The sequence below is a fragment of the Phaeobacter piscinae genome (assembly GCF_002407245.1).
GTDB lineage: Bacteria > Pseudomonadota > Alphaproteobacteria > Rhodobacterales > Rhodobacteraceae > Phaeobacter > Phaeobacter piscinae.
Window position 1 is genome coordinate 310,293 of sequence record NZ_CP010681.1, and the last position, 22,950, is coordinate 333,242.

Consider the following 22,950-nt stretch of genomic DNA (forward strand, 5'->3'; position numbering starts at 1 on the left):
GCCCATGACAGGCGCTCATTTTCCGGACAGACGGTTCAGATCCGTCCGGAAAGTGATCTTGGATGCCGTATGAGGCAGGCTGTGGCATTATTTGCCGATGGCCTTCAGCACGGCCTCGCCCAGTGTGGCGGGGCTGTCGGCGACGACGATACCAGCGGATTTCATCGCCTCGATCTTGTCTTCGGCACCACCTTTGCCGCCTGCGACGATCGCGCCAGCGTGACCCATGCGGCGGCCCGGAGGGGCTGTGCGGCCTGCGATAAAGCCCGCGATGGGCTTCCAGCGGCCTTTTTTCTTCTGCTCGGCGATGAATTCTGCGGCTTCTTCTTCAGCGGAGCCACCGATTTCACCGATCATGATGATCGACTGGGTTTCATCATCGTTCAGGAACATGTCCAGCACGTCGATGTGCTCGGTGCCTTTGATCGGGTCGCCGCCGATGCCGACAGCGGTGGACTGGCCCAGACCGATGTCTGCGGTCTGCTTCACCGCCTCATAGGTCAGGGTGCCCGAGCGGGACACAACACCGACCGAGCCACGCTTGTGGATGTGGCCAGGCATGATGCCGATCTTGCAGGCATCAGGCGTGATCACGCCGGGGCAGTTCGGGCCAATGAGGCGCGATTTGCTGTCTTCCAGCGCCCGCTTGACTTTCATCATGTCCAGAACCGGGATGCCCTCGGTGATGCAGACAATCAACTCCATCTCGGCATCGATGGCCTCAAGGATGGAGTCAGCTGCGAAGGGGGGCGGCACGTAGATCACAGAGGCATTCGCCTCGGTCACATGCTTGGCTTCATGCACGGAGTTGAAGACCGGCAGGTTCAGGTGGGTCTGGCCACCCTTGCCCGGTGTCACGCCGCCGACCATCTTGGTGCCATAGGCGATGGCCTGTTCGGAGTGGAATGTGCCCTGCGAGCCGGTGAAGCCCTGACAGATGACCTTGGTGTTTTCGTCGATGAGGACTGCCATTTTAGGAGTCTCCTTGATTTGTCAGCTGTTTCCGACGTGGACGTTGTAATGGGGAGTGCTTGTAGCAATCAGCGACGGTCGAAAGGTCGTCTTGCCGATTTGGCTCTCGTTTGCCCTAAACGCCTGGTGGAGTTTCTGAGGATTTTCGTCTGAGGCGAACACCATGGAGCATTCGCCATCTCTTAGTTTCACAGAGAGGTTCAGTTTTGGGTGATAGTAAGTCTTAAACGTCGAATGTTGAACAAAGCCCAGCTTTGCAGCTTGTGTGGCAACATTAGATCGATCGCCCCCACACATTTTGCTGAACATTGCTGTTGCAATCGCCGGACTCACAGATTGTGATCCTGGTTGGGCATAGGCAGATTGCTGCAGTGTAGTCTGCGGGCGTGTCCCAATCTGAGTGGTCTCGGTTGATTGACAAGCCGAAACCGTCAGAGCCAAAAGTGCAACTAAAACGACGTTTTTCAACTTTCTTAACCCTTAACCGCTTTCACGATTTTCTCGGCGCCGTCAGACAGGTTGTCGGCTGCGATGACATCAAGACCGGAGGTGTTGATGATGTCTTTGCCAGCTTCCACATTGGTGCCTTCGAGACGGACAACCAGCGGTACCTTCAGGCCGACCTCTTTCACCGCGGCGACCACACCCTCGGCGATGACGTCGCAGCGCATGATGCCGCCGAAGATGTTGACCAAGATGCCTTTGACGTTGGGGTCAGAGGTGATGATTTTGAACGCCTCGGTCACTTTCTCTTTGGTGGCGCCGCCGCCAACATCAAGGAAGTTCGCAGGCTCAGCGCCGTAGAGTTTGATGATGTCCATGGTGGCCATCGCCAGGCCCGCACCGTTCACCATGCAGCCGATCTCACCGTCCAGAGCGATGTAGTTCAGATCGTATTTGGAGGCTTCCAGTTCCTTGGGGTCTTCCTCGGTGGTGTCGCGCAGTTCGGAGATATCAGCGTGGCGGTAAACCGCGTTGCCGTCAAAGCCGACCTTGGCGTCCAGCACTTTCAGATCACCACTGTCGGAGACGATCAGCGGGTTGATTTCCAGCATCTCCATGTCTTTTTCGACAAATGCCTTGTAGAGTTGGCCCATCAGCTTGACGCATTGCTTGACCTGTGCGCCTTCAAGACCCAGCGAGAATGCGATGCGGCGGCCGTGGAACGCCTGATAGCCAGTTGCCGGATCAACGGAGAAGGACAGGATTTTCTCGGGGGTGGCTTCGGCCACTTCCTCGATGTCCATGCCGCCCTCGGTGGAGCAGACAAAGGAGATGCGCGAGGTTTGGCGATCCACCAGCAGCGCGAGGTAGAGTTCGGTCTGAATGCCGGATCCTGCCTCGATGTAGATGCGGTTCACCTGCTTACCGGCGGGACCGGTCTGATGGGTCACAAGGGTGCGGCCCAGCATCTTCTTGGCTTCGTCAGCGGCTTCTTCAACCGATTTGGTCAGGCGCACGCCGCCTTTTTCGCCCGCGTCAGCCTCCTTGAAGGAGCCCTTGCCGCGACCACCAGCGTGGATCTGAGCTTTGACCACCCAGAGCGGGCCGTCCAGTTCACCTGCTGCGGTTTTGGCATCTTCTGCCTTGAGCACCACACGCCCGTCCGAAACCGGCGCGCCGTAGCTGCGGAGGAGGGCCTTGGCCTGATATTCGTGGATGTTCATCTGAAACTGTCCCGTCTGGCTGCAATTATCTTGATCTAATACGCCGTCATAGCGCCAATGTTTAAAGGGTTTTCTTACAGCTGGTAAAAAAATGCCGAAGATTTATCGATTTTGTGATCACGGCTTTCCGACGTGTGATCACAAATTTACGGGAGGTGAACGCGGTTGATTCGATAGGAGTGGTTTTGATCAACTCCGACTGTAAGTTACGCGGATGCGGCAACAACCGCATTAAGGTGTAACTGATTTGGCCGCGGTATTGCGGCTTGGTCCGGATCCGCATGATGGCTTTGGAAATAGTGGGGTGCCGACTGCCAAGGAGGTCGGAAGCACCGATATTATTGCGGACATCAAGACAGGTGATGTGATCCCGTCCGAGGCTTTCGGCGGGGAGAATCAAGGCTTCGGACGGGTTATCTGATGCTGGAGTAAGATATTGTTAGTTGGTCGAAAACTGACGTCGTGGCTCGGGCGGGTCTCATTTTGGCGTGCGTGGGGCTGCACCTGAGGGGGTGCGACGCCGCGTTGAGAGGAGCCATTTAGGGAAGAGGTAAAGGAAAAGGCCCGCCAATCGGGCGGGCCTTCACAAAGTTTGTGGTGTTCTGGTCGGATCTTAGGCCAGCGAGCCGTCGATACCTTTGCAGGCCTCAACCAGACCTTTGACCGCGTTGACGGAGTTGTCGAACATGGTCTGCTCATCCGAGGTCATTTTGATGTCGATAACACGTTCGATGCCACCAGCACCGATCACTGTCGGCACGCCTACATACATGCCTTTGAGGCCGAGGGCGCCATCAACGTAGGCCGCGCAGGGCAGGACGCGTTTCTGATCCTTGAGGTAGGCTTCGGCCATCTCAATCGCGGAGGTTGCAGGTGCGTAGAAGGCGGAGCCGGTTTTCAGCAGACCGACGATCTCAGCGCCACCATCCCGGGTACGTTGGACAATCGCGTCCAGTTTTTCCTGGCTGGTCCAGCCCATCTTTACCAGATCAGGCAGCGGAATACCGGCAACGGTCGAGTAGCGCGTCAGCGGCACCATGGTGTCGCCATGGCCGCCCAGAACAAACGCGGTGACATCTTTCATGGAAACGTTGAATTCTTCCGCCAGGAAGTGGCGGAAGCGGGCGCTGTCCAGCACGCCGGCCATGCCGCAGACTTTCTCGTGGGGCAGGCCGGAGAACTCCCGCAGAGCCCAGACCATTGCATCCAGAGGGTTGGTGATGCAGATCACAAATGCCTCCGGTGCGTGGTCACGGATGCCCTCACCGACGGATTTCATGACCTTGAGGTTGATGCCCAGAAGGTCGTCGCGGCTCATGCCGGGCTTGCGCGGCACACCGGCCGTCACGATGCAGACGTCTGCACCAGCGATATCCTCGTAGGATTGGGTGCCCTTCAGTTTGGCGTCAAAGCCTTCGGAAGGACCGGATTCAGCGATGTCGAGCGCCTTGCCTTCGGGGGTGCCTTCGGCAATGTCGAACAGGACGACGTCGCCGAGTTCTTTCAGTGCTGCGAGGTGGGCAAGTGTGCCACCGATCTGACCTGCGCCAATCAGGGCGATTTTGGGTCGAGCCATTGGAATTTATCTCCGGTCCGGTTGTGATTGCCGGGAGGACTAAGCCGTTCCGTGGCGTGGCGCAAGATCCCTGCGCGGCGAAGGCCGATGTGCCGCAGACTGTTCAAATCGGACAGATGCGTTTAAAAAACCGACATATGAGGCACTTAGAGGGATTTCTCAGATGCCTGAGATTACAGTGATGTTTTTTCTGGTAGCGGTTTTAGCAATTACGTTTGCTGGTGTTTCCAAGGCCGGTTTTGGATCGGGCGCGGCCTTTGCGTCATCTTCGATTCTCGCTGTGATTGTGGAGCCCGGCGTGGCGCTTGCCTTTATGTTGCCTCTGTTGATGTTGATCGATGTCGCCTCGCTGCGGCCTTATTGGGGGCGCTGGCGGCTGCGGGAGTCGCTCTTGTTGATCCTCGGCGGTTTGCCTGGCGTTGCATTGGGGGCGGTGTTCTACAAATCCGTCGACGCCGATGCGATGCGGATATTGATTGGTGTCATCTCGGTCGCGTTTGTGGCCTGGCAGCTGTCCGGGCGGTTGAGGGCACGATTGACCAAGCCGCGCGAAAAGGCGGATGTGACCGGGATTGTGGCCGGCGTGGTTGCCGGGTTTACAAGTTTCGTAAGCCACGCTGGTGGGCCGCCGGCGGCTGTCTATCTGCTTGGACGCAATATGAGCAAAACAGAATACCAAGCCTCGACCGTATTGGTGTTCGGTATCCTGAATGCGGCAAAGTTCGTCCCCTATGCGATGCTGGGGATGGTGACGCCCGCGTCATTGACGCTGGATCTGATGTTGGCGCCCTTTGCCCTGCTTGGGGCTTGGATCGGGGTCCGCTTACATCACAGGGTATCTGAGCCGGTCTTTTTTGGTCTGACCTATGTGCTGTTGGTTACCACCGGGACGAAGCTGATTTGGGACGGGCTGACCTGAGCAGGGGGCGGATCTTGGGCTGCTGGCAGAGGGCCGTTGTCACACGGCCCCTCCGCCGGCTGGTCAGATCGGATGTCTCACCCCTAAGGCTCACCTTGCGAGGAAGCCCGCTCAGGCGTCACTGTCGACGACTGGTAAGGCCTCCGCCAGAAACTCATAAGACTGGCCCGAGGCCACAAGACAGGTCACGCCGCCGGGGGTGGTGATCGTGATGGTCCAGCTGCCGGTATCCGCCGAGGCGAATGTTTCCATCACCACGCCGCGCTGGCCGATGCCGATGCTCTGCCGACTTTCGCCGTAGCGTTCGGCAAGGCGCTTCACCACCTGATCGCGGGGCGCGCAGTTGTTGCTGGTCTGTGCGACAGCGGGCAGTGCCATCAGGGCGAGTGCTGCCAAAGCGGCGCTTTTGAGGACTGCAAGTTCAAACGTCTTCTTCAACATGGGTTTTACCCTTTCCGGAAGATCCGGCGGTGGGCTTGCCCTTCGGGTCATCTGATCAGACCCGGACAGGGTGTGCGCCGTGCCGGTATCGCGTCATCGTCTGCACGGGCTGCTGCGCCCGCTCCCGGATGTATGATGCCGTTTTGGTTCGATCCTCATCCGGTGCAATCAGAGTGGCGAAAAGAAGCTGACATCCTCTTAACGGCCCGTTCTTGGGGGTCGAGTCAAGCGATAATAACTGTTTATCAGGGCTTTATTGTGATCACAGCCCTTCGCGCTTGCTGTGTCGACGCGACTTATTCTGCGGTGCGGCATCATTTCACTTGAAAGCTTCCTTTCAATTATGTAGCCGTTTGCGCAACAAAATGACTCAGGAGATTACTCATGGATCCGCGCACACGCCCCTATCGGTCGGTTCTGTATATCCCGGGGTCCAAGCCTCGCGCGCTGGACAAGGCCCGCAATCTGCCGGTGGATGCGATCATCTTTGATCTTGAGGACGCGGTCTCGGCGGATGAGAAAGAAAACGCCCGCCAGACGTTGGAAGAGGCGCTGCGCGAAGGGGGCTATGGGGCGCGGATGAAGATTGTTCGGATCAACGGATTGGATACCGAATGGGGACGCGCTGATGCTGATGCTGCGGCCAAGATGGACTGTGATGCGATCCTGTTGCCCAAAGTCTCCTCCCCAGCAGATCTGGAGACTCTGGCAACCATCACAGGGAATAAACCGCTGTGGGCGATGATGGAAACCCCGCGCGGCATGTTGAACGCCGCAGCCATCGCCGCGCATCCGCTATTGCAAGGCATGGTGATGGGGACCAATGATCTGGCGAAGGAGCTGCAGGTGCGCTTTCGTCCGGATCGCTTGCCGCTGATGGCGGGGCTGGGTCAGTGCCTGCTGGCGGCCAAGGCGGAAGGAGTGGTCATTGTCGACGGGGTCTATAACGCCTTTAAGGATGCCGAAGGGTTGGAAGCTGAGTGCAGTCAGGGCCGCGACATGGGGTTTGATGGCAAGACATTGATCCACCCGGCGCAGGTGGATGTGGCAAATGCCGCCTTCGCCCCTTCCGAGGACGAGATTGACCTCGCGCGACGTCAGATCGCGGCGTTTGACGCCGCAGAGGCAGAGGGGCAGGGTGTGGCCGTTGTGGATGGCAAGATTGTCGAGAACCTGCACGTGGTCACTGCCCGTGAAATTCTTGCAAAAGCGGATGCAATCGCAGCGGTTTCAGCCTAGGCGTTGGGTCGGTCATAATTCTTTGGGAGACTGACATGGCATTGTTGCTTCTAGGCATCCTGATTTGGTGGGGCGCCCATTTTTTCAAACGTTTGGCGCCGGATGCGCGCGCGGCTCTTGGTGATCGTGGCAAGGGGCTGATGGCGCTTATCCTGCTGGCGAGCGTGGTCCTGATGATGATCGGTTACCGCGGTGCGGAGTCGTTTGATCTGGCCCTGCCGCCGCCGTTTTTCACACATATCAACAACACGTTGATGCTGTTGGCGCTTTACTTCACCAGCCCTGGTCCCAGCAAAGGCGCGCTGTTTTACAAACTCCGCCATCCCATGTTGCTGGGCTTTGCGATGTGGGCGGTCGCACATCTGCTGGTAAACTGGGATCCGGCCTCCTTTGTGCTCTTTGGAAGCATGCTGGTCTGGGCGCTGGCGGAAATGGTTGTGATCAACCGCGCTGAGCCAGTCTGGACAGCAAACCCAAAGGGCAGCCTTGCCAAGGATGCCATGTTCTTTGTCGCGTCGATCGTCCTATTGGGTGTGATCGGCTATGTTCACGGGCTGATCGGCCCCTCGCCGTTTCCGGGGTAATCACTGATGAAACTCTATCGATTTCTGTCTGAGGACGACACCTCGGCGTTCTGTCACAAGGTGACCGATGCGCTGAACAAAGGGTGGGAACTCTACGGAAGTCCGACCCAGACTTTCGACCCCGTGAAGGGGATCATGCGCTGCGGTCAATCTGTGGTGAAAGAGGTGCCCGGCACCTATACCCCCGAGACCAAACTGGGAGAGCACTAATGGCCAAGACCAATCCGGGCCGCTTCTTTGAGGATTATGCCGTTGGCGATGTGTTGCACCATGCGGTGCCGCGCACCGTTTCGGGGGGGGAGCGCGCATTGTATCACGCGCTCTACCCGGCGCGGCATGCGCTCTACTCCTCGGACGAATTTGCGCGCGGATGTGGTCTGACGGGCGCGCCGCTAGAGGATCTGGCGGCGTTCCACATGGTCTTTGGAAAGACCGTTCCGGATGTCTCGTTGAACGCAGTGGCGAACCTTGGCTATGCCGAAGGGCGCTGGCATCTGCCGGTCTATGCCGGAGATACCCTGCGCGCCGAAAGCGAAGTGATTGGGGTCAAACAGAATTCCAACGGCAAATCCGGTGTCGTCTATGTTCGCACACGTGGCCTCAACCAGCGGGGTGACTGCGTGCTGGACTATGTGCGCTGGGTTATGGTGCGCAAAGGCAATCTGGAGGCGCCCGCGCCTGAGACCTGTATCCCCGAGCTCACCCGGGTGATCTCGGTTGAGGATCTGGTCATTCCCGAAGGGCTGGATTTCTCCAGCTATGATTTCACGCTCGCGGGGGAGCCGCACCGCTGGGGCGACTATGCGGTGGGGGAACAGATTGACCACATCGACGGTGTCACGGTCGAAGAGGCCGAGCATATGCTCGCAACCCGGCTGTGGCAGAACACGGCCAAGGTTCACTTTGACACCACCGCTCGGCCGGATGGATCGCGGCTGATCTACGGCGGGCATGTGATCTCCATGGCGCGGGCGTTGTCCTTCAACGGCTTGGCCAATGCGCAGATGATTGTTGGATTGAACGGGGGCGCACATGCAAACCCCTGCACATCCGGTATGACAATCCGTGCCTGGTCGGAGGTGCTGGACAAGGTTGAAACCCGCGCGCCCGGCATCGGGGCGATCCGCTTGCGACTGGTCGCGACCAGCGGGGGTGCTCCCTTCCGGCTGAAGGGGGACGATGGCAAATATCACCCGGAGGTTCTGCTGGATCTCGACTACTGGGCATTAATGCCATTGTGATAACAGCTGGCGGAGGCGGTTTCTGTTTCGAAATCGGCCTTGGCCGGGACCTTCACACAGGCGAAGCGATGTGCAAAAGCCATGAACATAGGTGATCCGGGAACAGTTCTTTACATCTCGCATCTGCAGGTGACGGTTGACGCAACAGTTGCGGTGCCGGATTGGGGTTTATCCGACGTCGGGGCCTTGCGTGTGGCGGAACTGGCGCAGCGCTTCGCTCGGTTGCAGCTGGCAGGAAAGGCGGCGGTGATCTCCAGCGCTGAGCGCAAAGCCGTCGAGACCGCCGCGCCACTGGCGGCAGCGCTTGGGGCTGCTGTCGACCAGCGCAGGGGACTGCATGAAAACGACCGAACCAGCACGGGCTATCTGCCAGCGGCCGCATTTGAAGCGCAGGCAGATGCGTTTTTTGCGAGTCCCTTGCAGTCAGTGCGCGGTTGGGAGCGGGCGGTGGATGCGCAAGACCGCATCCTGCGGGAGATATGCGCCCTCGAGGCGGACCACCCGGACAGCGCTTTGATTGTCTGTGGTCACGGCGCAGTGGGCACTTTGCTTTTCTGTTCCTTGGCAGGTGTGGAAATTGACCGGCGTTGGGATCAACCGGCAGGTGGTGGCAATTGGTTTGCCTTTGATCGGTTCAGCGGGAAACCATTTGGCCATTGGGCGCCAATCGAGACCCTGTTTGAGGGTGGCGCAATGGGGTGCGGAAATTTATAGGGATGCGGGTCGGTTTTGGCTAAGCTCAGGATATGCGGATCCTTCAACTGATGGTTTTCATGCTTTTTGCTCAGGTGCCGATACAGGCGCGCGCCTGTGATCTGGCATTGGTGCTGGCAGTGGATGTCTCCGGCAGCGTCGATGTCGAAGAATACCGCACACAGATGGAAGGCCTGGCCGCAGCATTGCAAGACGGTGTCGTGGCGGAGGCCCTGGTTCGGGCACAGGCACGGATTGCTTTGATTCAGTGGTCAGGCAGCGGCCGACAAGAGGTGACTATTAGTTGGCGACATGCTTCGGATTTTCGATCCCTAGACCTGCTGGCGGCTGATATCGCGGCGGCGCCGCGGCCCTGGCGCAACTATGCAACAGGCATCGGAGAGGCGCTGCAGCTGGCCATTGAGCAATTTCAAACCGTACCCGGATGCCGCCGCCGGGTGATTGATGTCTCTGGCGACGGGCTGTCTAACGAGGGGGTGGAGCCTGCCGCGGTGCGAGATGCGCTCGGCGCGGCTGGCGTCACGGTGAATGCCTTGGCCATTGAGGAGAGCGAGCCGGATCTGACGGCCTATTTCTTTGAGCAGGTCATCTTTGGAGCGGACGCCTTTGTTCAGACCGCAGCAGGGTTTGAGGACTATCCGCAAGCGATCCGTAAAAAGCTGTTACGCGAAGTGGCGCAGCAGAATGCCGGATTGGGCAGCTTTCTCACGGCGATCCCATAAATTCGCGAACACCATGTGATTCTGTAAGGATTCCAGCGGCTCTTGTTTGTGATCACTTATCGGAAGCGTGTGATCACATATTGTTGTTTTAGCGGCATTCCAAAAAATAACTGCACATTTTTACCCCTCGTTTGCGTGACAGGACGTAAAAAACCGCTAAAACGTCGTCAGCTAACCGGAAAGGAGCCAACATGGCCGATGTAAATCGGGGCAACCGCCCGCTTTCGCCACATTTGCAGGTCTATCGCCCGCAGATCACTTCGATCACCTCGATCCTGACGCGGATTACGGGCAATGCCCTTATCGTGAGCGCGTTGCTGATCGCCTGGTGGTTCCTGGCGGCGGCAACCTCTGAAGACTACTTCCGCACTGCCAATGCTGTAATGACCAGCTGGTTCGGCGACATCGTGATGAGCCTGTCGGTGCTTGGCCTTTGGTATCACACGCTGGCCGGTGTGCGTCACCTGATCTGGGACAACGGCAAGATGCTGGATCTGGAACCTGCGCAGAAACTGGGCTGGTTCGTCATTGTCGGGTCGGTTGTCCTGACTGTCCTCACCCTTGTTATCGTTTGATCTGAAGGAGCAATCGCAATGCGTTATTTGACAGATCGCAAGCGTGCCGTTGGCATGGGTGCTGCGAAATCCGGCACGGCACACCACTGGTCGATGCAGGTCAGCTCCATCGGGCTGCTGATCTTGGTGCCGTTGTTCGTGTTTACTTTTGGCTCGGCGCTGGGCGGATCTTATGAAGAGATCACCGCCTACTACGCTCGCCCGTTTCCCGCACTTGTTGCTCTGCTGACCATCTGGGTCGGCATGATGCACTTCAAATCCGGTGCGCAGATCATGATCGAGGACTACGTGCATGGCTTTGCCGGTCGTCTGACGATCATTCTGGTCACCTGCCTGTCTTATGCCGTGGCCGCGGTCAGCGCCTATGCGCTGATCCGCCTGGCGCTGTAAATCCCGAGGTTTTCAATGGCTGCTTACGAATACGAAACACATGATTATGACGTGGTCGTGGTTGGCGCCGGTGGTGCCGGCCTGCGCGCCACCCTCGGCATGGCGGAGCAGGGGCTGCGCACGGCCTGCGTGACGAAGGTCTTCCCGACCCGCTCGCACACCGTGGCGGCCCAGGGCGGCATTGCGGCGTCCTTGTCCAACATGGGGCCTGACCACTGGCAGTGGCATATGTATGACACGGTCAAAGGGTCTGACTGGCTCGGCGATACCGATGCGATGGAATATCTCGCGCGTGAAGCGCCCAAGGCGGTTTACGAGCTGGAGCATTACGGCGTGCCGTTCTCGCGCACCGAAGAGGGCAAGATCTACCAGCGTCCCTTCGGCGGCCACACCACCGAATTCGGCGAGGGCCCGGCGGTGCAGCGCACCTGTGCCGCCGCCGACCGCACCGGCCACGCCATCCTGCACACGCTTTATGGCCAGAGCCTCAAGAACAACGCCGAATTCTATGTCGAGTATTTCGCCATCGACCTGATCATGTCCGAGGACGGGCAGTGTCAGGGGGTGGTGTGCTGGAAGCTCGATGACGGCACCATGCATGTCTTCAACGCCAAGATGGTGGTGCTGGCAACTGGCGGTTACGGCCGTGCCTATTTCTCCGCAACCTCTGCGCATACCTGCACCGGTGATGGCGGTGGCATGGTTGCGCGGGCAGGCCTTGCGCTGCAGGACATGGAATTCGTGCAATTCCACCCCACAGGGATCTATGGCTCCGGCTGCCTGATCACCGAAGGGGCGCGGGGTGAAGGTGGGTATTTGACCAACTCCGAAGGCGAACGCTTCATGGAGCGCTACGCGCCCCAGTACAAGGATCTGGCGCCGCGTGACTATGTTTCGCGTTCGATGACCATGGAGATCCGCGAAGGCCGCGGTGTGGGTGAACATGGTGATCACATTCACCTGAACCTCAGCCACCTGCCAGCCGAAGCGCTGGCCGAACGCCTGCCGGGGATTTCCGAAAGCGCGAAGATCTTTGCCGGTGTGGATGTGACCAAGGAACCGATCCCGGTTCTGCCAACGGTTCATTACAACATGGGCGGTATCCCGACCAACTATTGGGGTGAGGTGCTGAACCCGACAGCCGAGGATCCGACCGCTGTGGTGCCGGGTCTTATGGCTGTGGGCGAGGCGGGCTGTGCCTCAGTTCACGGGGCCAACCGGTTGGGGTCCAACTCGCTCATCGACCTTGTGGTTTTTGGCCGAGCTGCGGCAATCCGTGCGGGCAAGGTGGTGGATGCTGATGCGCCCAACCCTGTTCTTAATCAGGCGCAGGTAGACAAAGCCTTCGATCGGTTTGACGGTTTGCGCTATGCCAAGGGCAGCATCCCAACTGCGGATCTGCGTCTGGAGATGCAGCGCACCATGCAAAGCGATGCCGCGGTGTTCCGCACATCGGAGACCATGGCCGAAGGTGTGACCAAGATGACCGCCATCGCAGCAAAGATCGACGATCTGGCTGTGACGGACCGATCGCTGGTCTGGAACTCTGACCTGATGGAAACGCTTGAGCTGACCAACCTGATGCCAAACGCCTTGGCAACAATTGTCGGGGCAGAGGCGCGTCAGGAAAGCCGTGGTGCCCATGCTCATGAGGATTTCACCAGCCGGGACGATGAGAAATGGCGTGTCCATACCGTGAGCCGTGTTGATGGCAACAAGGTGGATCTGTCCTATCGCCCGGTTATTGTGGATCCTCTCACCACTGAGGCCGAAGGCGGCATCAGCGAGGCGAAGATCGCCCCCAAGGCGCGGACGTTCTAAGACCGTGATGCGCGCAGTTCCTGCATATAACATGACACTCAGCGCCCCCTCGCGGGAGCTGAGTGTACATGGTTGGGGGCTGCTATGATGCCACTCGAGCAAGACGTTTCGACACCACCTCCGGCATCTGCTGCAGAACAACCCGGCGGTTGGCCATCTCTTGGCTGGCAGCCTGACGTCGCACTCCGCCTGTTCGGGATGCGGCGGTCTGGCAATCATGCGGTCGCTAATTGGTTGCAGCGCAACGCGCCGGGTCAGCAGGCTCTGTTCTTCAACAACTGTAAGTCCGCCCGCATGCCGCTTTCGCATCATCAGGGGATAGAGCGAAATACCGTGGGCCTGTCGCGGTCAGAGGCGCGTGATCTGCCAGCGCTTGGGGCGTCAATGGCCTCGGGTGGCCTGCTGTTGATTTCTTACGAGGACACTGTTCCGTCGGATTACAGTCTGGATCGTCCCGTCTCGGGTGATCTGGATGAGCGCCTGCTGAGTGGTGATATTCTGCTGTTGCGTAGGTTTTTGAACTGGTCCGCGTCGTTGTTGAAGAAGCTTCAGGGCAACCCTGCTTTTTCTCTGGTTCAGCGTAACGCCGTGCTGCTGCGGGCAATTGACAGCTATCGGCGCATGCTGGAGCTGGCCTCACATGCGGATGAACTTGCGCTGGTGGTGGTTGACTACGACCGATGGATGCGCAGTGCCCACTATCGGACGGATCTGCTGGATCGCCTGGATTTGCCCTGCGCAGACAACACCCTCGGCAAGATACAAACCTACGGCGGTGGCTCGTCCTTTGACAAGGATCGGGGCGACGCCGATTTCGATCTGAAGACGGATAAACGCTGCCGACAGATGGCGGAGGACGCAGAATATCAGGCGATTTTGCACCTCGCGGCCCGTGATGAGGCACTGCTGGCGGCTTTGGCGCGGCACTACCCCGATGATGCGACCCGGCTTTCACGTGTAACAGAGCACACCCCATTTACGGCAGGGGGGCTGTTCTGATGCCGCCCTGCGTCTACGAAATTGCGGCTGGCATGGCCGCGACACCCAAAGATCTGCGATCCGGCCTGTCCGGGCCGCAGACACCGATCTCCTGCCTCCGCAGCGCCTCGCGCCTGCGGATGGTGGGCAGCTAAGCAAGGAGAACGATCTATGGTCGAATTCGCACTTCCGAAAAATTCCAAGATCACCACGGGTAAAACCTGGCCCAAGCCCGAAGGCGCAACCAATGTGCGCAAGTTCAGCATCTATCGCTGGAACCCGGACGACGGCAAGAACCCGCAGGTGGATACCTATTTTGTCGATATGGACAAATGCGGTCCGATGGTTCTGGACGCGCTCATCAAGATCAAGAATGAGATTGATCCAACCCTGACATTCCGTCGGTCGTGCCGCGAAGGGATCTGCGGCTCTTGCGCGATGAACATCGACGGCATCAATACGCTGGCGTGCATCTACGGGCTGGATGAAATCAAAGGTGACGTGAAAGTCTATCCGCTGCCGCATATGCCGGTGGTGAAGGATCTGATCCCTGATTTGACGCATTTCTATGCGCAGCACGCCTCAATCATGCCGTGGCTGGAAACCAAGACCAACCGCCCTGCAAAAGAGTGGAAACAGTCTATCGAGGATCGCAAGAAACTTGATGGTCTTTATGAATGTGTGATGTGTGCCTCCTGTTCGACGTCCTGCCCCAGCTATTGGTGGAACGGTGATCGTTATCTTGGGCCGGCCGCACTGCTGCATGCCTACCGCTGGATCATCGACAGCCGGGATGAGGCGACACCGGAGCGTCTGGACGAACTGGAAGACCCCTTTAAGCTCTACCGCTGCCACACGATCATGAATTGCGCAAAAACCTGTCCCAAGGGTCTGAACCCGGCCAAGGCGATTTCGCACATCAAGCAGATGATGGTGGAACGCGCGGTCTGATCTGACTCAGAGTACGTATTCTCAAACGCCGCTCGGGAACCCTGGGCGGCGTTTTTCTTTGTATCGTCAGACTCTGTTTTGTCAGAGATCGCTCGCGTGTGGGGTTGCGCTGCGCGCATGGCGATCTTGTTGAAACGGAGGGTGTGTTAGCGCGCTCACAGGCATAAATTCCTGAGCAGGGGAGAGGCATTCTCTTGAGCAGGAGCGATCACATGACCGATCAAGCCGCGACGCAATTTTATCAGACGGCTGCCAATTCGTCGGCATCACCGAAAGCAGGGCGAGCTGCCGAAGCACTGGCACATCTGGAACAGGCCTGGGCTTACTATGTGCCGGAACCACGCGTGGCTTCCCGCGCTATCACAGAGCCTGCGACCACTGAGGGCGTTGTCGATTACTACGCTGCGGCCTGATTGGTCGGAGCAGGGCGGCGTTGGCGACAGTTGCGGCTGAATAAAACGGTAGATAGACAGGCCACATGCCCGTGTTGATCCTCTTCCTGTTGCTTGGCGTTTTCGGATATTTCCTTTGGCGGCACAAAACGTCCAGTCTGAGCCGACATTGTCGTTGGCGGCAGGAACGCGCGGCTGACCAATGGAGATGTGCGGCTTGCGGGGCAGTACAGCCCGGCTCTGCGGCGCCAAAACTATGTCTGCGGCAGGCGGGGTAGGTAGGGGCGTTCCCTGAAACCACGATGTTCTATGGCCGGTGAGATCGCTGAAACACGGCACGTGCGACTATCACGTATAAGTTGAGTGATGGGGCGAAAAAAATGCTTGATCGACTCATTGCTTTGGTGGATACGGCGCACAGACGCCAACGCACGCGCCTCTGTCCCAAGGGTTATCCCCCATGGTTACGTAGCGACGGTAACGTCTCTGATTGAAGTGAGCGGTCATAGATGGCCGGGTCTTTTGGAGATGACCATGAACGCAAACGTAACCGGGCAACTTGCCCGTCAAGATGCTATTGTCCCCGTTTCTCGCCACCTGTCTTACATTGCACAGAACGCGTTTGACCGACCGACACTGGTGATCGACAGTCAAGCTGTTGCCCGGCAATACGCCGCCCTCGCGCAAGGTCTGGGCCGCGCCCGTATTCACTACGCTGTTAAAGCCAATCCGGAGCCGCAGATCCTGAGGCGCCTGACCAGCATGGGATCCAATTTCGATGCGGCCAGTCGGGCTGAGATTGAGATGTGTTTGGCTGCTGGCGCAAAGCCGAAACAGATTACTTTTGGCAACACCATCAAGCGCCCGGCGGACATCGCTTTCGCGCATGAAATCGGTATCACGCATTTCGCCGTTGACGCCTTGGCAGAGATGGAGAAACTGGCTGAGCACGCGCCGGGTGCGCGGGTTTGTATCCGTCTGCTGGTTGAGGCGACCGGCGCTGATTGGCCGTTGAGCCGTAAGTTCGGCTGTACCCCTGCGATGGCGCTGACCCTGATGGACCGTGCCCGCGACCTTGGTCTATGCGTATCTGGCCTTTCCTTCCATGTCGGATCGCAGACCCGTGATCCGCAGATGTGGGCCGACACGCTTGATCAGGTGGCGCAGGTCTGGCGCGCGGCCAAGAACGCCGGACATGAGTTGACCCTGCTGAACATTGGCGGCGGTTTTCCCGCCAGCTATGGCACTGAGGTGATGGCGCCGAACCGCTACGCGCAGGACGTAATGGCGCTGGTGAACGCGCGGTTTCCGGACGCCTGCGAAATCATGGCGGAACCGGGCCGCGGGTTGGTGGCAGAGGCAGGCGCAATCGCGGCAGAAGTTTTACTGGTGTCGCGCAAGGATGCGGGTGATCTGCACCGCTGGGTCTATCTGGATATCGGGAAATTCTCCGGTCTGGCCGAAACCATGGACGAGGCGATCCGCTATCGCATCACCACGGATCATGGTGACGGGCAGACCGGTCCCTGCATTCTGGCGGGCCCATCGTGTGATAGCGCCGATGTGCTCTATGAAAAGCAGCTTTATCAAATGCCGCTGGAGCTGAAAGCCGGAGACCGCGTCGTGATCCATGCCTGTGGCGCCTATACGACCACCTATGCATCGGTCGGGTTCAATGGCTTCCCGCCGCTGGATGTGGTGGTGATCTGACGTCAGGCGGCTTGGGAACGCGGTCGCAATCACCGCTTGTCTCGGGGCGTCGCTTTGGCTTTCATGGCGCAAACAATAAAGAGGTTTGCGCCATGTCCAATACTGAGCTCCCAAACGCCGAGACAGGGTTGCCGTCAGATGCGGAGGAGCGCCGCGCGATCCCGCCAGTGATCTGCTATCCCAACGAAACGCTGCCAAAGCCGGATTTGCCACGATACCTTGCAGCGCGTGAGACAGCGCAGAAGACCGATGAGGTGGTTGTTGCCCCGCGCCAGGCGGCTTGTTTTCGTGTCGCAGCCGGCAGTTTTTTCCGAATTACATCGGTCGAAGGGGCGCAGGTGGGGGACCTGAACCTCTGGAACGACGCCGATCTGAACGAGCGGTTTTTCTCCGGCAAGACGCGGGCATTGCACGGAACCCATGTGACAGCCGGGGAGAGACTGTGGAGCACACTGCCGCATCTGCGCCCCATGGCAACCATTGTTGCCGATAGTCTTGGCTGGTACGGAATCGACAGCTACGGCGGTTCAGTACATGACGTGATCGGCACACGCTGCGATCCCTATACCGGCAATCTTCTCGGCGGCGGCCATTATCACCATTGCTGCCACTCCAATTTGACCCGCGCACTGGCTGATGAACTGAACCTATCGCTGGCAGACGCGGAGCGGCATGTACACGACGTTCTGAACGTTTTCATGTGCACCGGGTTTACCCGCGATACCGGGCAGTATTTCATGAAGGCCAGTCCGGTGCGCCCCGGTGACTATCTTGAGTTTTTCGCCGAAATCGACCTGTTGGGCGCATTAAGTGCGTGTCCTGGGGGCGATTGTGGATCGGAACACACCAGCGACAGCGCTGCGTGCTACCCGCTGTTGGTAGAGGTCTTTACGCCCGAGGGCACTGCGTTGGACGGCTGGCAATCACCTGCGCGCAATGGCTACGATGGCAGTCATGGGCGCAGCTGATCTGCGATCCTGCCAATAGGAAAAAGGCAACGCCTGAGGCGCTGCCTTTTTTTCGGACTACAGCGTTTGATCAGTTCAGGCGAAAGCCGCCTCAAGTGCGATTTCCACCATATCTCCGAAGCTGCGTTCGCGCTGATCGGAGGGCAGCGCCTCGCCTGTACCAAGGTGGTCGGACACGGTCAGCACTGCCAAGGCGCGACATCCGTAGCGCGCTGCAAGCGTGTAAAGTTCAGCAGCCTCCATCTCGACGCCCAGAATGCCGTGGCGCACCATTTGTTCGTTCAGATCCGGGCGTTCATCGTAGAACACATCTGACGAATAGATGCCGCCGACATGCGGGGTCAAATCATGGGTCTCAGCGGCTTTCACGGCCGCCTGAAGCAGGGACCAATCGGCACAGGGAGCGAAATTGACCTCTTTGAAAATCCCGCGTGATGGAGAGCCAGTGGTTGTCGCTGTCATGGCGAGGATCACATCGCGGATCTTCACCTTATCTTGCATGCCGCCACAGGATCCGATGCGGATCAGGGTTTTTGCTCCATAGTCGCGGATCAGTTCATTCACGTAGATTGACAGGGATGGCATGCCCATCCCGCTGCCCTGAATCGTCACCGGATGACCATTCCATGTACCGGTGAACCCCAGCATTCCGCGCACCTCATTTATAAGGCGCACATCTTTCAAAAATGTCTCAGCAGCCCATTTTGCGCGGTAGGGGTCTCCTGGCAACAAAACGGTTTCGGCAATCTCGCCCTTGGCGGCCCCGATATGAACAGTCATTTTCTATCCTCAGTTTCGAAAAATCAGATTTCCAGGTCGGAGATATCAACGCCAGAGGTCAGTGCTGCATGAACCCAATGTGGTTTGCGGCCACGGCCAGTCCAGGTTTCTTCCGGGTTTTGAGGGTTGCGGTATTTCGGAGCGGCCTTGGTTTTCTTGGCAGTGCTACGGCCATTGCCAGCAATTTCATCCAACGAGAAACCGAATTTGGCGGCGGCTTCTTCAGCGGCTTTTAGTGCTTCGATACGTTCGCGCTGCTCTGCGTCTTTCAACGCCTTTTCAACGTTCGTCTGCAATTCCAAAAGCTCTTTTCGCGACATCGATGTGAGGTCAACGGCCATTTTTTATCTCCATGAATGAATGCACGACGCGATACGCCGAGGTGCATTCATTTATGACCCCATATTCTCGGAGATTTCACCAAGAAAATTGTTTCGATTATTTTTATTCGCGAAAATCCGCTAATGCGCAGCCGTTTCTGGTTGTTTCGCAAGTTCGACAATGTCTCCCATGATTGCGTTGAGCTCAAAATCCTTGGGTGTATAAACACGAGCCACCCCCATCTTTTTCAAGCGGTCGGCGTCATCGTCCGGAATGATTCCTCCGACGATAACCGGAACATGCGCAAGACCGGCCTCTGTCATTCGGCCCATCAGCTCTTCGATCAGGGGGAGGTGGCTGCCGGAGAGGATCGACATGCCAACAACATGGGCGTCATCCGCGATGGCCGAGGCGACCAGTTCCTCCGGGGTCATGCGAATACCGTCATAGGTGATGTCCATGCCGCAGTCGCGGGCCCGAAAGGCGATCTGCTCGGCACCATTTGAATGGCCGTCGAGGCCAGGTTTCCCGACCAGAAATTTCAGGCGGCGGCCAAGTTGATCGCTCACCGCATTGACCTTGTCGCGCAACTCATCCAGGCCTTCAGTCTTGTTGGACACCGATCCCGAAACACCGGTCGGGCCACGATAGGTGCCATAGACTTTGCGCATTTCCTCGGCCCATTCGCCGGTGGTGACACCCGCCTTTGCTGCGGCGATGGAGGGCGGCATAATATTGTCACCGTTTTGCGCTGCGGTCCGCAGAGCCATGAGCGCTGTTTGAACTGCGCCATCGTCGCGCCCACTGCGCCAGTCATCCAGGCGGCTGATCTGCTCTTGCTCGACCGCCGGGTCGACCACCATGATGCCGCCGTCCTCGGTCTGTAGCGGAGATGGCTCACCCTCGGTCCATTTGTTAACGCCAACGACCACGGTTTCGTTTTTCTCAATCCGGTTCAGGCGCTCGGCGTTGGAATCGACCAACCGGCCCTTCATGTATTCAATAGAGGCCACCGCGCCGCCCATAGATTCCAGATTCGCCAACTCAGCACGTGCGCCTGTCTTCAGGTCTTCAACTTTTGCATCCACAGCTGGGTTGCCATCAAACAGATCGCCATATTCCAGAAGATCGGTCTCATAGGCGAGGATCTGTTGCATCCGCATGGACCATTGCTGGTCCCAGGGGCGGGGCAGGCCAAGCGCCTCATTCCAGGCGGGCAACTGCACGGCGCGGGCTCGCGCTTTTTTCGACAAGGTCACAGCCAGCATCTCGATCAATATACGGTAAACATTATTCTCCGGCTGCTGTTCTGTCAGGCCCAGCGAGTTCACCTGCACGCCGTAGCGGAAGCGGCGGAATTTGGGATCCTCGACGCCGTAGCGGTCGCGGCAGATCTCGTCCCAAAGATCGACAAAGGCGCGCATCTTGCACATTTCGGTCACGAACCGGATGCCCGCGTTCACGAAAAAGGAGATCCGCCCCACCATTGCCGGGAAATCCTCGGGCGCGATGCGCGGTTTCAGCTCGTCCAGCACCGCCTGTGCGGTTGCGAGTGCAAAGGCCAGCTCCTGCTCAGGCGTCGCGCCTGCTTCCTGCAAATGATAGGAGCAGACGTTCATCGGGTTCCATTTGGGCACATTGGTGTAGCAGTACTCAGCCACATCAGCGATCATCTTGAGGCTGGGCTTGGGGGGGCAAACATAGGTGCCCCGGCTCAAGTATTCCTTGATCAGGTCGTTCTGCACGGTGCCTTGCAATTTCGAGACGTCTGCACCCTGCTCCTCCGCCACCGCGATATAAAGAGACAGCAGCCAAGGGGCAGTGGCGTTGATGGTCATGGAGGTGTTCATCTGTTCCAGCGGAATCTGGTCGAACAGGGACCGCATGTCGCCCAGATGGCAGACCGGCACACCAACCTTGCCCACTTCGCCGCGAGCCAGGACGTGGTCGCTGTCATAGCCGGTCTGCGTTGGCAGATCGAAGGCGACGGAAAGACCGGTTTGCCCTTTCGCCAAGTTGGCACGGTAGAGCGCGTTGGATGCGCTGGCAGTGGAGTGGCCCGCATACGTGCGGATCAGCCAAGGGCGGTCTTTTTGCATCTGCGGCATCGTCAGCCTCCCAACAGAATTGCGGTAATTATATTTCCCTGAATGGATCTAAATAGTAATTATAGACCCGTGTCAATTCGCTGCGTTGCGGCATGATCGATGTGGTCAAGGCGGCGGGCAGCTGCGCGATGTCGTATTTTGCCATAAAGCCTGTTCTGGCTCTCATGCCTGAATGAGAATGCGGCACATGCTCCAGTGTGCAGAATGTCTGCTGAAGGCGCCTATAGTGCATTGATTTTCGCCTGTGGGCGGCGGTCGCCTAGACGGGATAGATGCCGGCTCCTGCCTCGCCATCGGTCAAAGTGCTTGTAAACGCTGTAAGCATGGGGAAGGGTCTGAGAATGACGCAGACTGTGGAACTCCCGCTTTGGCTCTTTGTGCTGATCCTGTTGTTTGCTGCGACTACATTGGCGTCGCATTTTCTGTTCCCTTCGGTACGGTGGTTCTTTCGTCGTCGACTTGAGCGTGCGGTGGCGCGGCTCAATCGGCGGCTCGAGCGCCCTATTCAGCCATTCAAACTGGCGCGGCGCTACGACATGATCCAACGGCTGATTTATGACCCGCAGGTGGCACAAGCGATCGCGGATCATGCGCGTAATATGAGTATTCCCGAGAACGTCGCCTTCGAGGAGGCCCGCCGCTACGCGCGTGAGATTGTGCCTTCATTCTCTGCCGTTGCTTATTTCAGCATTGCGATCCGCGTGGCTCGGTTTCTGTCCAACGCCGTCTACCGGGTGCGCCTCGGTTACGTCGACGAAGCCGCGCTCAAGGCCATTGATCCGGAGGCGACCGTGGTGTTTGTGATGAACCACCGGTCAAATATGGACTATGTGCTGATAACCTACCTCGCGGCAGATCGGTCCGCGCTCTCCTACGCGGTGGGGGAGTGGGCGCGGGTTTGGCCCTTATCACGGTTGATCCGGGCAATGGGCGCATATTTTATTCGTCGGAAATCACGAAATGACCTCTATCGCCGTGTTCTTGCAACCTACGTACGATTGGCGACGCAAGGCGGTGTGACACAGGCGATGTTTCCCGAGGGCGGGCTCAGCCTGGACGGAGCCCTGGCCGAGCCGAAGTTGGGGCTGCTCAAGTATATTGTCGATGGGCAGTTGGCCCAGGGCGAAGGGGGGCGGGATGTGGTTTTTGTGCCGGTCGCTCTGAATTACGACCGCGTCCTTGAGGACAAGATTCTGACGTCGGCGGCCCAAGCCGGAGAGCGGCGGTTTCGACCGCGCATCCATGTGGTCGTCATCCGAATGCTGCGTCAACTGATGCTCTGGCTCACAGGACGCTACCAACGATTTGGATATGCGGCGGTCAGCTTCGGGCGTCCACTCAGCCTACGGGCGTTTATGTTGCGCGACGGGGAGGGAGATGCGCCGACCGTTTTGGCGGAGGAGTTGATGGGGCGGATTGGTGAATGTGTTCCGGTCCTGCCGGTGGCTCTGGTGGCCGCGACGCTGGTGCGCTTGCCGCCTGGCTCCGACCCTTGGGGACGGTCAGATATCGAACAGGCGATGGAGGGGCTACTGGCACAGATGCCCTTTGCCCATATTCATACGCCGGGCGGGGGGCAGGGTTACGCAGCGGAGGCCGGGCTGCGTCAGCTGACAGCCCGGGGGATCCTGGAAGAGCACCAGAACCGCTATCAGGTGGTCGCTGAGCGCCGGGATCTGCTTGTCTACTATGCGAATTCCATTCGACATCTCATCCCTGATCTGCCCGAAACGCAGGCTGAATAGGGCGGTTTTGCTGCGAGTGCGAAGGAATATTCCGCGTTTGCTGGGTTATAAAATTACCAAAATTGAATAAATGATGTTGCATTGTTGCTTGGTGAATCTTATTCCCTAGGTAGCAGCTGCGATTCTGCATTGCGGC

The 22,950-nt window shown here is 58.3% G+C and carries 25 protein-coding genes; 17 read left to right on the forward strand and 8 right to left on the reverse strand.

Going from position 1 to position 22,950, the window contains the following annotated elements; genetic code table 11:
* Positions 1-87: 87 nt before the first annotated feature.
* The 3 genes from sucD to sucC are packed head-to-tail and all read right to left on the reverse strand — an operon-like array spanning position 88 to position 2,639.
* A complete protein-coding gene (gene sucD, locus phaeop14_RS01405; RefSeq protein ID WP_014873464.1) occupies positions 88-972 on the reverse strand; it encodes a succinate--CoA ligase subunit alpha in 885 nt (294 codons plus the stop codon).
* A 21-nt stretch (positions 973-993) separates the two neighbouring features.
* Positions 994-1,440: a hypothetical protein gene (locus phaeop14_RS19615; RefSeq protein WP_145957386.1), complete on the reverse strand. Its 447-nt coding sequence runs from the start codon at positions 1,438-1,440 to the stop codon at positions 994-996.
* A 5-nt stretch (positions 1,441-1,445) separates the two neighbouring features.
* Positions 1,446-2,639, reverse strand: a complete 1,194-nt coding sequence (gene sucC, locus phaeop14_RS01410) for an ADP-forming succinate--CoA ligase subunit beta (protein ID WP_024098481.1) — start codon at positions 2,637-2,639, stop codon at positions 1,446-1,448.
* Between the two features lie 247 nt (positions 2,640-2,886).
* Here sucC and phaeop14_RS19795 point away from each other — a divergent pair, with 247 nt between their 5' ends.
* Positions 2,887-3,060 (forward strand): hypothetical protein, encoded by a 174-nt coding sequence (locus phaeop14_RS19795; RefSeq protein ID WP_165587450.1) that lies wholly within the window; start codon positions 2,887-2,889, stop codon positions 3,058-3,060.
* A 192-nt stretch (positions 3,061-3,252) separates the two neighbouring features.
* On the opposite strand, the gene mdh is transcribed toward phaeop14_RS19795, so the two are convergent.
* Positions 3,253-4,215 (reverse strand): malate dehydrogenase, encoded by a 963-nt coding sequence (mdh, locus tag phaeop14_RS01415; RefSeq protein WP_096788526.1) that lies wholly within the window; start codon positions 4,213-4,215, stop codon positions 3,253-3,255.
* Positions 4,216-4,378: 163 nt separating this feature from the next.
* Between mdh and phaeop14_RS01420 the strand changes: the two genes are divergently transcribed.
* Positions 4,379-5,134 (forward strand): sulfite exporter TauE/SafE family protein, encoded by a 756-nt coding sequence (locus phaeop14_RS01420; protein ID WP_096788527.1) that lies wholly within the window; start codon positions 4,379-4,381, stop codon positions 5,132-5,134.
* 111 nt (positions 5,135-5,245) lie between these two features.
* On the opposite strand, the gene phaeop14_RS01425 is transcribed toward phaeop14_RS01420, so the two are convergent.
* A complete protein-coding gene (locus phaeop14_RS01425) occupies positions 5,246-5,575 on the reverse strand; it encodes a hypothetical protein (RefSeq protein ID WP_096707435.1) in 330 nt (109 codons plus the stop codon).
* Positions 5,576-5,959: 384 nt separating this feature from the next.
* On the opposite strand from phaeop14_RS01425, the gene phaeop14_RS01430 reads away from it, so the two are divergent.
* The 14 genes from phaeop14_RS01430 to phaeop14_RS01500 all read left to right on the forward strand — a co-directional run bounded on the left by phaeop14_RS01430 (position 5,960) and on the right by phaeop14_RS01500 (position 17,860).
* Positions 5,960-6,814 (forward strand): HpcH/HpaI aldolase/citrate lyase family protein, encoded by an 855-nt coding sequence (locus phaeop14_RS01430; protein WP_096788528.1) that lies wholly within the window; start codon positions 5,960-5,962, stop codon positions 6,812-6,814.
* Between the two features lie 35 nt (positions 6,815-6,849).
* On the forward strand, positions 6,850-7,398 hold the full coding sequence (locus phaeop14_RS01435; protein WP_096788529.1) for an NnrU family protein: 549 nt from the start codon (positions 6,850-6,852) through the stop codon (positions 7,396-7,398).
* A 6-nt stretch (positions 7,399-7,404) separates the two neighbouring features.
* Positions 7,405-7,608, forward strand: coding sequence for a DUF1737 domain-containing protein (locus tag phaeop14_RS01440; protein ID WP_040104187.1), 204 nt, complete (start codon positions 7,405-7,407; stop codon positions 7,606-7,608).
* Entirely contained in the window at positions 7,608-8,639 is a 1,032-nt protein-coding gene (locus tag phaeop14_RS01445; protein WP_096788530.1) for a MaoC family dehydratase, read from the forward strand. Before phaeop14_RS01440 ends, phaeop14_RS01445 begins: the two co-directional genes overlap by 1 nt.
* 81 nt (positions 8,640-8,720) lie before the next feature.
* Entirely contained in the window at positions 8,721-9,353 is a 633-nt protein-coding gene (locus phaeop14_RS01450; protein WP_096788531.1) for a histidine phosphatase family protein, read from the forward strand.
* Between the two features lie 32 nt (positions 9,354-9,385).
* Positions 9,386-10,075, forward strand: a complete 690-nt coding sequence (locus phaeop14_RS01455) for a DUF1194 domain-containing protein (RefSeq protein WP_096788532.1) — start codon at positions 9,386-9,388, stop codon at positions 10,073-10,075.
* A 191-nt stretch (positions 10,076-10,266) separates the two neighbouring features.
* Positions 10,267-10,650: a succinate dehydrogenase, cytochrome b556 subunit gene (gene sdhC / locus phaeop14_RS01460; protein ID WP_040171217.1), complete on the forward strand. Its 384-nt coding sequence runs from the start codon at positions 10,267-10,269 to the stop codon at positions 10,648-10,650.
* Between the two features lie 18 nt (positions 10,651-10,668).
* A complete protein-coding gene (gene sdhD / locus phaeop14_RS01465) occupies positions 10,669-11,040 on the forward strand; it encodes a succinate dehydrogenase, hydrophobic membrane anchor protein (protein ID WP_014873477.1) in 372 nt (123 codons plus the stop codon).
* A gap of 15 nt (positions 11,041-11,055) precedes the next feature.
* Positions 11,056-12,861, forward strand: a complete 1,806-nt coding sequence (sdhA, locus tag phaeop14_RS01470; RefSeq protein ID WP_096788533.1) for a succinate dehydrogenase flavoprotein subunit — start codon at positions 11,056-11,058, stop codon at positions 12,859-12,861.
* Between the two features lie 294 nt (positions 12,862-13,155).
* Positions 13,156-13,860, forward strand: coding sequence for a hypothetical protein (locus phaeop14_RS01475; protein WP_244905796.1), 705 nt, complete (start codon positions 13,156-13,158; stop codon positions 13,858-13,860).
* Between the two features lie 150 nt (positions 13,861-14,010).
* A complete protein-coding gene (locus phaeop14_RS01480; RefSeq protein ID WP_014873480.1) occupies positions 14,011-14,790 on the forward strand; it encodes a succinate dehydrogenase iron-sulfur subunit in 780 nt (259 codons plus the stop codon).
* Positions 14,791-15,002: 212 nt separating this feature from the next.
* Positions 15,003-15,203, forward strand: a complete 201-nt coding sequence (locus phaeop14_RS01485; RefSeq protein ID WP_096788535.1) for a hypothetical protein — start codon at positions 15,003-15,005, stop codon at positions 15,201-15,203.
* A 507-nt stretch (positions 15,204-15,710) separates the two neighbouring features.
* The gene (locus tag phaeop14_RS01495; protein WP_096788536.1) at positions 15,711-16,892 is read left to right on the forward strand and encodes a type III PLP-dependent enzyme; all 1,182 of its coding nucleotides are present in this window, start codon (positions 15,711-15,713) and stop codon (positions 16,890-16,892) included.
* Between the two features lie 92 nt (positions 16,893-16,984).
* Positions 16,985-17,860 (forward strand): urea carboxylase-associated family protein, encoded by an 876-nt coding sequence (locus phaeop14_RS01500; protein ID WP_096788537.1) that lies wholly within the window; start codon positions 16,985-16,987, stop codon positions 17,858-17,860.
* Between the two features lie 75 nt (positions 17,861-17,935).
* On the opposite strand, the gene deoD is transcribed toward phaeop14_RS01500, so the two are convergent.
* From deoD to phaeop14_RS01515, 3 genes are all read right to left on the reverse strand, one after another.
* Positions 17,936-18,640 carry a purine-nucleoside phosphorylase gene (deoD, locus tag phaeop14_RS01505; protein WP_040180572.1) on the reverse strand — a complete coding sequence of 235 codons (705 nt, stop codon included), beginning with the start codon at positions 18,638-18,640 and terminating at the stop codon, positions 17,936-17,938.
* A gap of 23 nt (positions 18,641-18,663) precedes the next feature.
* Positions 18,664-18,981: an H-NS histone family protein gene (locus phaeop14_RS01510; RefSeq protein WP_040180570.1), complete on the reverse strand. Its 318-nt coding sequence runs from the start codon at positions 18,979-18,981 to the stop codon at positions 18,664-18,666.
* 120 nt (positions 18,982-19,101) lie between these two features.
* Positions 19,102-21,069, reverse strand: coding sequence for a protein meaA (locus tag phaeop14_RS01515; protein ID WP_096788538.1), 1,968 nt, complete (start codon positions 21,067-21,069; stop codon positions 19,102-19,104).
* A 341-nt stretch (positions 21,070-21,410) separates the two neighbouring features.
* On the opposite strand from phaeop14_RS01515, the gene phaeop14_RS01520 reads away from it, so the two are divergent.
* A complete protein-coding gene (locus tag phaeop14_RS01520; RefSeq protein ID WP_096788539.1) occupies positions 21,411-22,814 on the forward strand; it encodes a 1-acyl-sn-glycerol-3-phosphate acyltransferase in 1,404 nt (467 codons plus the stop codon).
* Positions 22,815-22,950: the final 136 nt, after the last annotated feature.

Coding starts and splice junctions, on each gene's coding strand:
- phaeop14_RS01455 (WP_096788532.1), top strand. CDS start 9,386: ATGCGGATCCTTCAACTGATGGTTTTCATGCTTTTTGCTCAGGTGCCG.
- sucC (WP_024098481.1), bottom strand. CDS start 2,639: ATGAACATCCACGAATATCAGGCCAAGGCCCTCCTCCGCAGCTACGGC.
- deoD (WP_040180572.1), bottom strand. CDS start 18,640: ATGACTGTTCATATCGGGGCCGCCAAGGGCGAGATTGCCGAAACCGTT.
- phaeop14_RS01510 (WP_040180570.1), bottom strand. CDS start 18,981: ATGGCCGTTGACCTCACATCGATGTCGCGAAAAGAGCTTTTGGAATTG.
- sdhD (WP_014873477.1), top strand. CDS start 10,669: ATGCGTTATTTGACAGATCGCAAGCGTGCCGTTGGCATGGGTGCTGCG.
- sdhC (WP_040171217.1), top strand. CDS start 10,267: ATGGCCGATGTAAATCGGGGCAACCGCCCGCTTTCGCCACATTTGCAG.
- phaeop14_RS01480 (WP_014873480.1), top strand. CDS start 14,011: ATGGTCGAATTCGCACTTCCGAAAAATTCCAAGATCACCACGGGTAAA.
- phaeop14_RS01450 (WP_096788531.1), top strand. CDS start 8,721: ATGAACATAGGTGATCCGGGAACAGTTCTTTACATCTCGCATCTGCAG.
- phaeop14_RS01520 (WP_096788539.1), top strand. CDS start 21,411: ATGACGCAGACTGTGGAACTCCCGCTTTGGCTCTTTGTGCTGATCCTG.
- phaeop14_RS01435 (WP_096788529.1), top strand. CDS start 6,850: ATGGCATTGTTGCTTCTAGGCATCCTGATTTGGTGGGGCGCCCATTTT.
- mdh (WP_096788526.1), bottom strand. CDS start 4,215: ATGGCTCGACCCAAAATCGCCCTGATTGGCGCAGGTCAGATCGGTGGC.
- phaeop14_RS01500 (WP_096788537.1), top strand. CDS start 16,985: ATGTCCAATACTGAGCTCCCAAACGCCGAGACAGGGTTGCCGTCAGAT.
- phaeop14_RS01440 (WP_040104187.1), top strand. CDS start 7,405: ATGAAACTCTATCGATTTCTGTCTGAGGACGACACCTCGGCGTTCTGT.
- phaeop14_RS01445 (WP_096788530.1), top strand. CDS start 7,608: ATGGCCAAGACCAATCCGGGCCGCTTCTTTGAGGATTATGCCGTTGGC.
- phaeop14_RS01425 (WP_096707435.1), bottom strand. CDS start 5,575: ATGTTGAAGAAGACGTTTGAACTTGCAGTCCTCAAAAGCGCCGCTTTG.
- phaeop14_RS01485 (WP_096788535.1), top strand. CDS start 15,003: ATGACCGATCAAGCCGCGACGCAATTTTATCAGACGGCTGCCAATTCG.
- phaeop14_RS01495 (WP_096788536.1), top strand. CDS start 15,711: ATGACCATGAACGCAAACGTAACCGGGCAACTTGCCCGTCAAGATGCT.
- sdhA (WP_096788533.1), top strand. CDS start 11,056: ATGGCTGCTTACGAATACGAAACACATGATTATGACGTGGTCGTGGTT.
- phaeop14_RS01430 (WP_096788528.1), top strand. CDS start 5,960: ATGGATCCGCGCACACGCCCCTATCGGTCGGTTCTGTATATCCCGGGG.
- sucD (WP_014873464.1), bottom strand. CDS start 972: ATGGCAGTCCTCATCGACGAAAACACCAAGGTCATCTGTCAGGGCTTC.
- phaeop14_RS01475 (WP_244905796.1), top strand. CDS start 13,156: ATGCCGCTTTCGCATCATCAGGGGATAGAGCGAAATACCGTGGGCCTG.
- phaeop14_RS01420 (WP_096788527.1), top strand. CDS start 4,379: ATGCCTGAGATTACAGTGATGTTTTTTCTGGTAGCGGTTTTAGCAATT.
- phaeop14_RS01515 (WP_096788538.1), bottom strand. CDS start 21,069: ATGCCGCAGATGCAAAAAGACCGCCCTTGGCTGATCCGCACGTATGCG.